The following is a 14,019-nucleotide window of genomic DNA, read 5'->3' on the forward strand; positions in this document are numbered from 1 at the left end:
TAAATCGCGACGACTCCATCTTTCGATCCATGAAGGGCACAATCTCTACGGCGATGAAACGTTTGGACGGACAATCTCCTACTTCATCAAAGAGTATGACGTTTTAGCCGAATTTTGGGAATACTACCTCCTGGAAACGCAAGAGACGAGAACCCTCACCGATTCGTGCCGACGATGCAATGTCGGGAAAAGTATTCTCAATTCGCATCAAGCCTCTACACGTCTCTCCGATACCGTTCGGGCAATTTATGATATTGCCTTATTGGCACTTAATATCAATGTGACACCGCATATATGGGTCGAAGAATCCGATAAAAATATCTATTTTACGATTGAGGGGCTAAGTCAAATAAACCTTGATCGCATCAGCGCGATTTTAAGCAAAATCCCCGAACTCAGCTCCTATAAAATAGAGCACGACAAGGTCACCATACTTACCCCTCGTGAAAAAATCGAAACCTGCAAAATCGAAGTGTTAAGCGCTATAAAAAAGGATATTGAGCCGATTCATAAAGAGAACACGGCAGCAGTTGTAACGATAGAAACGGCAAAAAATGAGGCACAGTCTCACATTGTCCCGCAAACATATTCAGAACCCGTGGTTGAAAACCAAATCTACTATTATATGGATGAAGAAGATTTGGATGACATCAAAGAAAATCTCTCTCGCCTAAACACCCTTTTGCTGATGGTGGGAAGCGGAGATATCCGATACGATGAAGTTGAAGAGATCGCGTATTATCTTGATCGGATCGGAAAATCGGCTTCGATCTACTCCGAAAGCTATCCGATTGCCAGAGCGCTCGGAGAGTTGTCCGCTACCATCAATAATAATGTACAAGTTTTTATCGACAAATCTTCTTCATTGGGGCTGTTTTGTAAAACATTCGGTTTGGACTTGACCAATTGGCTGCAAATGATTTTTTATGACGGTGCCCCAAGCGTCAACTTCATGGATGACACCATTATCAGCAACGCCCAAATGGTCGGTAGTATGCTGTGTATTAATGAATCCCCGAACGAATCGGTGGATATGGATGATATTTTCGATTTTTGACGTAAAATTGCGACAAACTTGCAACACTAAAGCCTTATGATTCACTATCTATTTGAATCAAAGGTTTCTATCATGAGTGCTCTCTTGATAATCGTTTTTACCGCCGTAGTTTTTTTGCTTTCGGTGATGATTTATGTCATACATCCCAACCGTATCAACCAATAGTCCTTTCGAGCTTTTACTCGAAGAGATTATTGACAAGGCACGCCAAAAAGGGGCAAAAATCCATTCATGGTACAAATCCCCGAACGGGAGAACCGTTATCGAAATTTCCGGAAGGCTCCCTGTTTTTTATTTAACCATGAATGCCGCCGTTGACAGCCTTATTCACCAATACAATTTGATTTCCCAATATCGGTATCTTTACCAAAGTACGACACAGCAGTTTCGACAATTAGCGGTAGAAACATCGGAGAAAGAGCATAAAGTCTCCCTCACCTCCAAAGCTATCTACGAATGCGATGCCATTTTTTCAAATATGGATAATGAACTCACCGCATCAACGCGAAGAAAACTCTATGATGCACTGGGAAAAATAAACAACACCGAACGGATGAACCATTCTGAGTTTTATCATTTTCAAAATGTCCTGCTCGATCATTTTCGCACTAAAGTCATCGAAGCCCGCTCTACGAAAAAGAAAAAACAGCTTCAAATGTTTACCCGGTTTCTCGAAGAGATAACCCATTCTGATATTTAAAACTGTTTTGCGACAATTTTGCAACAGTAAAACTTTATGATGCTCTCACTTAAATACAAAGAAGGCTCGCAATGCTAACGACCGTCAAATCCAAAATCATATTTACGATTATGTTTTTCAGTTTTATAGGTATGGGAGCCATCTATTGGTACATCTCATCATCACTCAATAGTTTTTCCAATGAAACGGCTAAACGTTCTTTGACAATGCTTAGCGACTCTATCTTTCAGACACTTTCGCAAAGTATGCTTGCCGGTGATCCCAAAGTAGTCAATGAAGCCATCGCTCATGCGCAAGAAATCGACGGTGTTTCAAAACTGGAAGTACAAAAATCTCAACAAGTAATTGAGCTCTTCGGCCTAAGCGAGAAATTCAGCGATGATCCGATGATTCAGGAGATTTTTAAAACCAAAAAACTGCAAGTCATTGAGAATAGAGAGCAAGGGCATACGATTCGCCTTCTTGAGCCGCTTATCGCTCAAGAGAGATGTTTGGCATGCCATACCAATGTCCAAATCGGTGATGTGATCGGGGTTATGGATCTGGTTCTTTCGTTGGAGAAAAACGATACTGAAATTGAAGATACAAAACTTGTTTTATTGATCGGGTTAAGCATCACGATTGCAGCTTTTGTCGTCATTTTGACCGTATTTTTCGGAAAAGAGATATTGCATCCTCTTGAAGAGCTTAAAAAGCGGATCAATGAGTTGGTCAACGGAGACAAAGATTTAACCAAGCGGCTCGAAGTGACGAAAAAAGATGAATTTGCCCAAGCGGCTATCGAGGTTAACCACTTTGTAGCTATGGTTCAGGACACGGTAAATCAAGTTAAAATACTGGGGACTCAAAACTCGACAATTGCCTCCACGATTACCGAAGCTACGCACAGTATCTCCAAAGGGGTAGAACAAGAACGATTCATCGTTAAAGAAACTACCGAAAAAAGTATTTCGATCAAAGATATTCTCTCCAAAAGTATTTTAATCTCCGAACAAACGCAAAAAAATGTTATCACCGCCAATAATGAGCTGATAACGGCAAAAAATGTACTTGGGAAATTGGTTGTGGAGGTTGACGGATACATTGAAACGGAACAGGAGATGTCTTCGCAGCTTGTTGCGCTGCGTCAAGATGCCGACCAGGTTAAAAATGTCTTGGAGGTGATCAAAGATATTGCCGATCAAACGAATCTTCTCGCCCTTAATGCCGCTATCGAAGCGGCGCGGGCAGGAGAACACGGACGCGGTTTTGCGGTTGTTGCCGATGAAGTGCGTAAATTGGCGGAACGAACCCAGAAAAGTTTGACGGAGATCGAAATCAATATCAATACGATTGTACAGTCGATCAACGATGTCAGCGACAAGATGACCAATAATGCGCGTAATCTGAACCAATTAACCCTTATCTCGGATGAAGTGGAAGAGAAAATTTCTCTCACGTCCTCGGAAATGGAACGATCCGTTAAGGTGGCACAGCACTCCTATAACGATTCGGTCGAAGTAGTCAGCCAAATTGAATGGATTATAGAGCGTATTTCCAATATCAATCATGTCTCCGAATCCAATCAAAAAAGTGTCGAAATGATTGAAAATGATTCCGATAAATTACTCCAGGTAGCCAAATCGCTTCAAACTCGAATCAATGAATTCAAAAGCTGAAAATTAAACGAAAGAAAGGAAATACTATGGCCGGAAATGAACTGACATTTAACGATAATGAATTTATCGTCTCTAAAACCGATACTGCCGGAAAAATCACCTACGGCAATGAGCTATTCATCAGTATGTCAGGATACACTGAAGATGAGCTGCTCCATGCCCCGCATAATATTTTGCGTCACCCCGATATGCCGGCAAGTGTCTTTAAAATGCTGTGGAAAAGAATCAATGATAAAGAAGAGGTATTTGCCTACGTCATCAATAAAACGAAAGAGAATGACTACTACTGGGTTTTTGCCCATGTAACTCCCAGCTTTGATTCTCGCGGAAATATTATCGGATTTCATTCGGTTCGCCGCAAACCTAATCGAGAAGCACTCTCCGTTATCCAGCCGCTTTATCGCTCGATGCTCAGTGCCGAAAAAATCGGCGGAATGGCGGCAGGAGAAAAAAAATTAACTGCCGCATTAGATCAAATGAAGGTCAACTATGATGAATTCATCCTCTCTCTCTAAATTACAGTATCTCAATCTCGTCTCTATTATCGTATTTTCGATCGCCTTGGTGGTTGAAGTAATTACGATCGGTTTTGACTGGATCCGTTTGCTGAATGTTATCAATTTTGCGATTGCTTGGGCTATCTTCGTGAATATTCGCAAAGTACAGACGACCATACACAAAGTTGCCGAGGTTATGTCCGAAATCGAAGAAGGACATATGGAGTCACGTATCACCAACATCAATGAGCACGGAGAACTGAAAGCTCTTTGCTGGAATACCAATAATATGATTGATCAGCTCGAAGTCTATATGCGCGATACCTATGCGGTCATCGATGCCCTCAGTCAGGACCGCTATTATCGCAAGGTACAAAGTTCGGGGCTGAGAGGATCGTTCCAGCGTTCTGCCGAGAATATCAACCAAAGTGTAGAGAAGATGAAGTTCGCGCATGAATCGCTTAAACTCTTCGATTTGGATGGAAAATTGGCCGAAATTAGCCGATCTACCGGAGGGCTTGATGTCATACAACGCGATCTTATGACGACAATTGAGAGTTTGTCGCATATTTCAACGATTTCCCAAAGCACTGCTGATCAATCCACCGTAACGGTAAAAGAGCTTGATACGGTCACCACCAATCTCGATGAGCTCACCCATTTGGTGCAAGACTCCAACGGGGCGATTAATGCCTTAGGCACACGCGCCAACGATATCAACTCCGTCGTTAATCTGATCAAAGATATCGCCGAACAGACAAATTTGCTTGCCCTTAATGCCGCTATCGAAGCAGCCCGTGCAGGCGAACACGGCCGAGGATTTGCCGTAGTCGCCGATGAAGTGCGTAAATTGGCCGAAAAAACTCAAAAAGCGACAGGTGATATTTCGATAGCGATCCAAACGCTTCAGCAAGATACCCACCAGATACAATCAAGCTCCGAATCGATGAATGAGATTGCGTACAAATCGAATGTGATGATTCAAAACTTTACCGAAACGATTCATACCTTCAATACGAATGCGCTTGAAACGGCTAAAGTTGTCCATAATATTGAACTCACCGCATTTATTACTCTGGCGAAAATCGACCACATGCTCTTTAAAGGTCGGGCGTATGATGCTGTCTATGCACGTAAAACCGACGGAAATTTTGTGGATCATCACAGTTGCCGATTCGGAAAATGGTACGATCAGGGAACCGGTAAACAAAACTTCAGTACATTCCCGTCCTACAGCCAAATCCAAGAACCGCATAAGCTGGTACATGACAATGTATTGGCCGTGGCGGAACTGCTGAATAACAATACTGTACTAAGCGATTCGAAAGATCTCATTGTTGAGCGATTTCAACAAGTCGAAACGGCTTCGGGGAAACTATTCATCATTATGGATACCATGCTGAAAGAAGCTGCAAAACGGGAATAATACTTCCCGAAAATCTCTTAAATGCAACATACTTGCAACACTAAGCCGTCATAATCTTTGCATCACGTTTTCAAAACAACGCAAGGAATTTGATGCAATCTCCTCTAACACTTCAATACGAATCGGACATCCAACAGCTTCAACAAGATTTGGATCAAATCAATAAAAGTCTTTTTGATGCTACCGCTCATACCGCAATTTTGCTCGTTAACCACAAAGGGGAATTGCTTCAGGCCAATAACTATTTCCACCAAATATTCGATTCGGTGATGGAGCCGAGCTACCCGCGAAAAATCCAGGTGCTCCCGATTACCAATACTTACGGCTCTTGTTCGGCGGACTCATGGTTTGAATTTTTGACGTTTAAAGATGAGCGGATGCTTCCGAAAGTTGAAATTCTAAGTAACGGGAAACTCCTTTATTTTACCATTATTTCGACCGTCATCGATAATAAAGAAAACGGCTCAGGAGAGCATCAAGCAAGCTATATCCTCTCACTGACCGATATTACCAATGTCGTCGAATTGCATAAAAATGAAATCAGCATTTCAAAAGAACTTGCCTATAAACAGGGGATTTTTGACGTCACCAGCGAATACATTCACAATATCGGAAACATCGTCACCGGGGCGCAGCATCTCTCCGATCGTATTATTAAAAATCTCGAACCGATGCAATTCTTTTTCAAATATTTCGATCATATTAAAGAGCAGCTTCAGGGGAATAAACAGTTTGTCAAAGAGAGTGTTTTAGAGGAGTATCTTAAAAACTTCAAAAAAATCGAGATGAGTCTTAATATTATCGAGTCGTCACTGACCGATACGATCAAAAACGTCTTGGACAGCGATATGAAAAATCTTCAAAAAGCCATCAGCAATATCGCTACCACGATTGCTTATCAGCAAGAGCTCTACAAAAATACCAAAAACAACATGGACGAATTGGTCAAATTCATAGACCTTATTACCGAAATTCGAAGCGTCATCGAGCCGCAGCTTTTCAAAAACGACATTGCCCTCATGATCGATATCCATCCGGAGCTTAGCTTCCAGATCAACCGTATCCATCTATTTAACGGTTTGCTGAACGTCCTTAAAAATTCGATTCATGCGATCATTACCGCGGATAAAAGTCATAAACTGTTTCCGAAATTTATTAAGATTTCTGCCAGAAGCGTCCCGATCGAAGGGAGCTTTTTCGAACTCGACATGATGAATAACGATGCTATCGTTATGGATGAAAACATCGTCATTGATGTTTACGATAACGGGATCGGAATGGATCTTGAGACGACCAAAAACGTATTTTTGCAGGGCTTTACGACAAAAAAAGACGGGCATGGCCTTGGGTTGCACTCGTTTGCCAATTTCCTCACCGGAAACGGACATACGATCACCTGCAAATCTGATGGGATCGGTAAAGGGACTCTCTTTACGATCACGCTTACCCCCGGAAGCAAATCATGATAGAGGTTGCCCACAATATTCTTACGATTGATGATGATACTACCATATTAGACGCGTATGCTTCCATTTTGGCACCGTACAAAAAAACGAGTCTTGAAGATGCGATTTTAAAGCTTGAGCAGCTGCACGATATTGAGTGCAGTGCTATCGATCCGACGGATAGAACGATGAATTTCAACCTTTATCAGGCAAATAACGGGCTTGACGGTGTTGAGATTTTTCGCCAAAAATATGAAGCTGGCTCAACCATTCCCGTCTGTATCGTTGATATGCGAATGCCCAACGGAATCGACGGGCTTGAGACCTCACTGCGCCTTAAACAGATTGACCCGGATGTTCATATCATTATCGCGACCGCCTATTCGGATCGGACCAACAAAGAGATTTTAGATTCGCTTAAAAGCAATACCTATTACATTCGAAAACCGTTCAACAGTGAAGAGATTTATCAGCTGGTCTATTCCCTTTCTATCAGTTATACGGCTACTAAAACCATCCAGAGGCTTAACAACGATCTGGAAGTGAAAATTGAAGAAGAGATTGAAAAAAACCGTCAAAAAGACTCCCTCCTTTTTCAACAAGCCAAACTCGCCGCAATGGGAGAGATGATTGGAAACATTGCCCATCAGTGGCGACAGCCGCTCAACATCATTTCCATGCTCTTTCAAAAAATTCATCGTCAACATACCAACGGTACCCTCGATAGCAAAGCCATGGCACATTCCCTGAACCAAGCCATGGATACTATCAACCATATGTCTCAAACGATCGATGATTTTCGGGGGCATTTTGAACCGAACAAAGAAAAAGTATATTACACCCTTTGCGGTGTGATCGAAAATACGATTACTCTGGTAGAACCGAGTTTTAATCTTGCGAATATCACCTTAGAGATGTCCATACAATCCGACGTTGAACTTTACGGATTTCCCGAAGATCTCAAACAGGTATTGCTCAATCTGGTCAACAACGCTAAAGATGCAATTCTCTCCAACAATATCTCAAACGGAGCTATCCGTTTGGAGGTTGCCTCCTCAGACGATCAGAGTGAAGCCATTATCCGGATTTACGATAACGGAGGGGGAATCGATTCTCAATCCATCGACAAAATTTTCGAGCCCTACTTTACAACCAAGCATAAATCCCAAGGAACCGGTATCGGTCTGTATATGTCCAAACGGATTATCGAAGAGCGCCTTGATGGAAACATCACGGCACGTAATGACGACAAAGGCGCCCTTTTCACTATATTCATCCCTGCACACCCTCACCCAAAAGGCTAAAAATGGAAAATCATATCACGTTGACAAAAAAACTTCATGTTCTGTTTGTAGATGACGAGAGGCTTATTCGTGAAATGGTTTCCGATATGCTTTGCGATACGGTGGGACATGTCTCTCTTGCTTCAAACGGGCAAGAAGGGCTTGATTTTTATATGAACTCACTCCGTCCGATCGACATCGTTATCTCGGACCAGACGATGCCGATTATGCAGGGGCTTGATATGCTCGAGAAAATCAAAGCACACAATCCATCGCAAAAATGTATTATGATTACCGCCCATTCCGAGGCAAAATATATGCTTCGTGCTATCGAAATCGGAATTGAACACTTTATTATCAAACCGATCATCTTCGATAAACTCGATACTATTTTATACGATATGGCGCATAAAATAGAGCTCGAACTTCAGCAGAAAGAGCGGGAAAAAATCGATCAGCGCGAACAGATACAACACGCTTTTAACAAATCTCTCGAATCTCTCATTAACAATATTCCCCTCCCCTCCATGATTCTGGACCAGCATGACCACGTGGTAGCCAGCAACAGTGAAATTTTTCCTATGTTTGCCGGTACTCCCTATTATAAAAAACTGATTGCAAAAGAGCTCAATTTCAAAGATATTCTAAACGACGATGCTCCCGTCAAAAGCGATCCTCATTTTTGCGACTGGAAAGAAGAATTTTTGCTCATCGGTGAGGAACTTTATTTTGATATTGAAGGCACCCTCTATTCGGCAAAAATTAAGCGGATACTCTCGGATGATAATACCCGTTATTATGTACTCTGCTTAATAGAACTTCTGAATTAGCAGCATGCTATGATAAAAATAACTCAATCTTACCATGTAAAAGCGAGTGTAATCGCCATCCACTCCGATGAAAATACGATCTATTTTACCGATACCGACGGGAACCTTCATACCGTATGCAGAACCAAATGGAGTAGAACCGAAGAGTTGCTTATCCCTGAATCAACCCCTCTGCACCGATTTCAAAAAGGTTCCGCTTTCAGTCAAAACGGCCATGTTGCCTACAGCGTAAAGGTTCAAAATGATTGTGCGATTTGCAAGAAACTCCCCGTCAAAGAGAGTGATGAAATCATTATGGAACCACTCGGTGATTCTGAGCCAGCTATCGGATTACAGGGACACGACCAACGTGCAGAGGTTATGAGTTTTTGCGGGCCAAAAGGGCAATACCTCCTCACGGGAGGCACTGATGGCAAAGTGTATATGTACAGTACCCAAACGGGCAAGATCATCATGTCTCTTAAACCCAAACCCGATTATATTTCACACATCACTGTCGACAAAAGAGGCGGAAATTTAGCCTATGCAGCGTATGACAAGTCTCTGTGCGTTTTAAATATACGCCACCAAAAAGAGCGTCTCAACACAGTTGTGGATGATGCCATCGAACACTCCTTTTTTTACAACGATTCCAAATCGTTGTATGCGATCGGACGTGAGGGCAACTCCTACGTTTACGACTTTAAAACCGATGAAATGTCAAAAAAAGCTCTCTTTCCCTCTTGGCCAAGCTGTTGTGTCGTTGATTTTAGTGGCCGTTTCGGTATTGTCGGAGGACGAAACGGAACGATTTATGTGGTCAAGCTTGCTGATAATTCGATGTTCTCATCTTTTAAACTTGACCAAAAAGGGATCAGTTCATTGCACATAGAAGACGCCTATCTTTTTATAGGCTTTGAGAGCGGATGGGTGTATATGATTGATATGCACGCCTTTATCGACGATTTTTCTCAGGCACTTAGCGTTAAAAATTTCAGAACGGCCAAAAGATGTCTGGACAATAATCTATTTTTGGCGATTCATCCGATGTCTGAAATGTTTCAAGACGCGTGGGAAGAGATGCTTAAAGAGATTATCAACCAGTTCTCAACAGGAAACGCAGCCTCGGCTTTGGAATTTGCAGCCCCGTTTTTATCGGATGACGAACATAAAAAAGAGTTTGATTTTTTACTTCAAAAACAAAAAGATTTTGAAAAGTTTGCTGTTTTGGTTCAGAAAAAAGAGTTTTTAGAAGCGTTCGGGATGCTTGAACGCTCTCCCTATCTTGAAAAAACGGACAGTGCCCGTAAACTGGAGCTCTACTTTACCAAAAGCTTTGCCGAAGCCAAAAAACTTATCGCGGCCGATCCATTGCGAAATCTCCAAAAAGTTGAGGAGCTTCTTAAGCCTTTTTGCGTTGTCCCTGCAAAAAAAGAGATGATCCATTCACTGCAAAAAAACTATGAAATTTATCTTAAAGCAGACGCGCTAATCAAAGAGAAACAATTCAGAGAGTACTTTACCCTAACGGCAAAATTTGATTTTTTAACTTTTGAAGAGGTGTATAAAAAAATATGCAACCTTGCCGAAGCCTCCATCGTAAAACTCAAAAAATTGATTGATGAGGGGAAATATGACGAGGCTTTTGCCGGCATAAAACAAGTCGCTATTTTTCTCCCCTACAAAGCGCAGCTTATAGATCTTGCAAAAGAGATACAGCTGCGACAAAAACTCCTGGAAGCGATTCAAAACGACAATATACAATCCGCATACGAACTTGTTGCGGCGTATCCAATACTTGAGCCTATGGCCGAATTTGTTGCGTATGACGAAGCGTTTGATGAAGTACTCTCCAATGCAATGCAATCGGTCGCAAACGGTGAGATCAAACAGGTACAACAGATATTATCCCCGTATGCGGGGATACCGATATTTAAGCCGAAAATCAGGGAGTGCGTCCGTCAGGCAACGTTTAACAAGCTAGGATTTCTACTTACTGCTAAATCGCTCACCGTCGCTCAAACAATTTCTGCGTATTATCTCAAGGAGTTCGGAAAAGATGATGAGTACGAAAAACTGATGAAGCAACACGGTCTATCTCATTAATCCCAGAGATAGCGTGATGCAGGGTGGATTGCCACAAACTTGCAACATTAAAAAGTTATAGTAGCATCATGAAAGATTATTCAGCGCAGCTTCCCCTTGCCTACTCTTGTATCAATGCCATAGGTAACTCTCTTGTATTGGAGGAGATGCTCTCCGATGTTATTTCCACATTTGTACGTAACACCGGCGCCGTCGGAGGAAAATATCTGGCGGGATCAACGGGTATACGAACCATTGTAACTGTCGAAAATGATTTTGATTTACCGGATTGCTTGTGTGCTGAGACCGAAGCGTATGCGATTTCTAGATCAGGACCGTACGGGGCTACTCTGGATGTGCCGATCGGCAGCGAACATTTTTTATTTTCTTTTGAAAAAGAGTGTGACATTGATGCCTTGGGAGAGATGTTTTCGGGTTTTCGGACGAAACTGAGCAATGCCATTGATGCGTGCAGGAGCGTAGAACGCCTACGTGAACTGAACATAGTTCTCGAGAACCAGGTTGTTGAAGCCAAAAGCAAGCACGAGATAACCGAAAAAATGATGATTACCCAATCCAGAATGGCAATAATGGGGGAGATGATCGGGATGATCGCCCATCAGTGGCGTCAGCCCATTACCGTTATCGGGATGATTACGAACAACACGATTCTCACCTTGGAATTTGATGAATTGAATAAACAGCAGCTTTTAGACGATTTGAATGTGATTGACAAGCAGATTCACTACCTCTCCAGTACTATTGACGATTTCCGCAACTTCTTTCGACCGAACAAACTTCCCCAAACCATTACCTTGCGTGAAATATCGAATGATATGCTCACCATGCTGGGAAAAAACTACAAAAATTTTGGAATCACGCTAACGTTTGAGGGTGAACTCGATACCCCTTTCGTCACCTATAAAAATGAATTGTTGCAGGTTTTTCTGAATATCTTTACAAATGCCAAAGATGCTTTTGAAGAACGCCACTGCACTGAACCCTTCATTCGCTTTAATGTTTCGCAAAAGGGGGAGCAAATCATTTTTTCCATCCAAGACAATGCGGGCGGAATACCGGAGAATATAATAGATAAAATTTTTGACCCCTACTTTTCGACCAAAGAGGAAAAAAACGGTACGGGGCTGGGATTATACATGTCGGCTATTATTATCGAAAAACATCTTTACGGCGCTATCAATGTCAGCAGCGATCCGATTGGATCTCTCTTTACCCTCTCTCTTCCGATAAATTACAACAAAGAAATAACCTATGTCTTCTAATCCCATGAACGAACAATACCGATTACTTCAAGACGCGGCCAAAGGGATGCGTGTTCTGTATGTGGAAGACGATCCGCTGATACGCCGAGAATATATCGCTTTTTTGAGTCGCTTTTTTGAAGAGATCGATAGTGAAAACAACGGCCAGGAAGGTCTTGATGCGGCATTGTTGAAGCGTTATGATCTTATCATTACCGATTATCAAATGCCGTCCCTCAACGGGCTGGAAATGATCGAAAAAATCAAAGCGGTTTATCCTGCCCAAGCGACACTCCTTGTATCGGCCCACAAAGAGAACGATATCCTCTACCGATCGGTCGAATTGGGTATAGACGGTTACCTTTTTAAACCGATCGAACGGATTCAAACCATCGAAGTCCTGTATAAAATCGTCTCAAAAATTTCAATGGAAAAAGAAAATTTGCAGTACAAAGAGCATCTCGAAGATCTTGTTGCCGAAAAAAGCCGTGAAGCGCTTTTAACCTACACCATCGATAGGATAAGCGGCCTCTATTCTTTTGCTATGCTGGAACATGATCTTCTTGAACATTGTAATCACTCTCTCTCCTTATTAAAAATCAACAACTTTAAAAATTTAAACGATTTTTACGGTTATGCGGTCGGAAACAGTATCCTCAAACAAACGGCCGAGTTTCTTTCGCGATCGCTTGAAGAAGAGGCTCTTCCGTTTCATGCACTCTACCGTGTCAGCGGAGCCCACTTCGCCGTTCTATCGTCGTTGGAAGCGAAAGAACTCTCCCGATTTATCCATCGTATAATCCAAAAATTTGAATCGACCGAGATGCAAATAGACGGGCAGATGATGTATTTGGAAATGAGTTCCGGGATTGTCGATCATGCGGATGAGTCTCCTCTCTCACACGCCGATATTGCCTTGCGTCAAGCCGAGAAAGAGGGGTATATCGTCATATACCGTAACGATGCACGCTCGGAAAAAGAACGATCTAAGAAACTGCAATACCAAGATATGATTAAACGGGCACTTCAGGAAGATCGTTTTGTCCCCTATTATCAGCCTATTATCGATAATAAAACGAAAAGTATTATGAAATATGAAGCATTGGCACGGCTCATTTTACCCGATGGCGAAGTCATTTCTCCGGGACTATTTTTGCCGATAGCCAAAGAGACAAAAATGTATAACTCCATTACCAAAATGATCATACGAAAGACTCTTGATAACTTTCGATATTCAGAATGCTCTGTGAGTATGAACCTCTCCATTGACGATATCAAAGATCGCATTACCCGAGAATTTTTGATTGAACAAATCGCCCTATTCCCTGAACCGGAACGGCTTATTTTTGAACTTCTCGAATCCGAGAGGATAGGTTCTTATGAAGAGGTTCAACACTTTTTTACCGAACTCAAACATTACGGATGCAAGGTAGCCATCGATGATTTCGGTTCGGGATACTCCAACTTTGAGCATCTTGCCAAACTTAATATCGATTATATTAAAATCGACGGATCGCTAATTCTCGGAATTGAAGATACACTAATCTCACAGGTTATTGTCGAGATGCTCTCTAATTTCGCAGCTAAAATGGGGATCAAGACGATTGCGGAGTTTGTCTGCAAAGAGTCTATAAGCCTTAAAGTTAACGCTATGGGTATCGATGAATCTCAAGGCTTTTTATACGGGGAAGCGATTCCCTATTGTTTATTAATGAATCATCGTATCCAATACACCCCTGAAAAAGAAATGGCGAAAATGGTATACTAAGACTTTTAATCTCAAATTCATAAGCGAGA

At 42.0% G+C, this 14,019-nt stretch carries 11 protein-coding genes; all 11 read left to right on the forward strand.

Features of this window, described 5'->3' with window-relative positions:
* On the forward strand, positions 1 to 1,057 hold a 1,057-nt coding region (locus tag Q0C19_RS02100; RefSeq protein ID WP_295052380.1), incomplete at its 5' end, for a hypothetical protein.
* A gap of 133 nt (positions 1,058 to 1,190) precedes the next feature.
* Entirely contained in the window at positions 1,191 to 1,757 is a 567-nt protein-coding gene (locus Q0C19_RS02105) for a hypothetical protein (protein WP_295052382.1), read from the forward strand.
* Positions 1,758 to 1,828: 71 nt separating this feature from the next.
* Positions 1,829 to 3,415, forward strand: coding sequence for a methyl-accepting chemotaxis protein (locus tag Q0C19_RS02110; RefSeq protein WP_295052384.1), 1,587 nt, complete (start codon positions 1,829 to 1,831; stop codon positions 3,413 to 3,415).
* A gap of 26 nt (positions 3,416 to 3,441) precedes the next feature.
* Entirely contained in the window at positions 3,442 to 3,930 is a 489-nt protein-coding gene (locus Q0C19_RS02115) for a PAS domain-containing protein (protein WP_295052385.1), read from the forward strand.
* The gene (locus tag Q0C19_RS02120) at positions 3,905 to 5,338 is read left to right on the forward strand and encodes a methyl-accepting chemotaxis protein (RefSeq protein WP_295052387.1); all 1,434 of its coding nucleotides are present in this window, start codon (positions 3,905 to 3,907) and stop codon (positions 5,336 to 5,338) included. Before Q0C19_RS02115 ends, Q0C19_RS02120 begins: the two co-directional genes overlap by 26 nt.
* 92 nt (positions 5,339 to 5,430) lie before the next feature.
* Positions 5,431 to 6,804, forward strand: coding sequence for a HAMP domain-containing sensor histidine kinase (locus tag Q0C19_RS02125; protein WP_295052389.1), 1,374 nt, complete (start codon positions 5,431 to 5,433; stop codon positions 6,802 to 6,804).
* Positions 6,801 to 8,087 (forward strand): hybrid sensor histidine kinase/response regulator, encoded by a 1,287-nt coding sequence (locus Q0C19_RS02130; protein WP_295052391.1) that lies wholly within the window; start codon positions 6,801 to 6,803, stop codon positions 8,085 to 8,087. The genes Q0C19_RS02125 and Q0C19_RS02130 overlap by 4 nt, the downstream gene beginning before the upstream one ends.
* Before the next feature lie 2 nt (positions 8,088 to 8,089).
* Complete coding sequence (locus tag Q0C19_RS02135; protein WP_295052393.1) at positions 8,090 to 8,896, forward strand: response regulator; 807 nt, start codon at positions 8,090 to 8,092, stop codon at positions 8,894 to 8,896.
* A 9-nt stretch (positions 8,897 to 8,905) separates the two neighbouring features.
* Positions 8,906 to 10,981: a hypothetical protein gene (locus tag Q0C19_RS02140; RefSeq protein WP_295052395.1), complete on the forward strand. Its 2,076-nt coding sequence runs from the start codon at positions 8,906 to 8,908 to the stop codon at positions 10,979 to 10,981.
* A 68-nt stretch (positions 10,982 to 11,049) separates the two neighbouring features.
* Positions 11,050 to 12,243 (forward strand): HAMP domain-containing sensor histidine kinase, encoded by a 1,194-nt coding sequence (locus Q0C19_RS02145; RefSeq protein WP_295052397.1) that lies wholly within the window; start codon positions 11,050 to 11,052, stop codon positions 12,241 to 12,243.
* On the forward strand, positions 12,233 to 13,990 hold the full coding sequence (locus Q0C19_RS02150) for an EAL domain-containing protein (RefSeq protein ID WP_295052399.1): 1,758 nt from the start codon (positions 12,233 to 12,235) through the stop codon (positions 13,988 to 13,990). The genes Q0C19_RS02145 and Q0C19_RS02150 overlap by 11 nt, the downstream gene beginning before the upstream one ends.
* Positions 13,991 to 14,019: the final 29 nt, after the last annotated feature.

Origin of the sequence: Sulfuricurvum sp. (genome assembly GCF_023250475.1) — a bacterium.
Taxonomy (GTDB): Bacteria; Campylobacterota; Campylobacteria; order Campylobacterales; family Sulfurimonadaceae; genus Sulfuricurvum.

Coding starts and splice junctions, on each gene's coding strand:
- Q0C19_RS02105 (WP_295052382.1), top strand. CDS start 1,191: ATGTCATACATCCCAACCGTATCAACCAATAGTCCTTTCGAGCTTTTA.
- Q0C19_RS02110 (WP_295052384.1), top strand. CDS start 1,829: ATGCTAACGACCGTCAAATCCAAAATCATATTTACGATTATGTTTTTC.
- Q0C19_RS02115 (WP_295052385.1), top strand. CDS start 3,442: ATGGCCGGAAATGAACTGACATTTAACGATAATGAATTTATCGTCTCT.
- Q0C19_RS02120 (WP_295052387.1), top strand. CDS start 3,905: ATGATGAATTCATCCTCTCTCTCTAAATTACAGTATCTCAATCTCGTC.
- Q0C19_RS02125 (WP_295052389.1), top strand. CDS start 5,431: ATGCAATCTCCTCTAACACTTCAATACGAATCGGACATCCAACAGCTT.
- Q0C19_RS02130 (WP_295052391.1), top strand. CDS start 6,801: ATGATAGAGGTTGCCCACAATATTCTTACGATTGATGATGATACTACC.
- Q0C19_RS02135 (WP_295052393.1), top strand. CDS start 8,090: ATGGAAAATCATATCACGTTGACAAAAAAACTTCATGTTCTGTTTGTA.
- Q0C19_RS02140 (WP_295052395.1), top strand. CDS start 8,906: ATGATAAAAATAACTCAATCTTACCATGTAAAAGCGAGTGTAATCGCC.
- Q0C19_RS02145 (WP_295052397.1), top strand. CDS start 11,050: ATGAAAGATTATTCAGCGCAGCTTCCCCTTGCCTACTCTTGTATCAAT.
- Q0C19_RS02150 (WP_295052399.1), top strand. CDS start 12,233: ATGTCTTCTAATCCCATGAACGAACAATACCGATTACTTCAAGACGCG.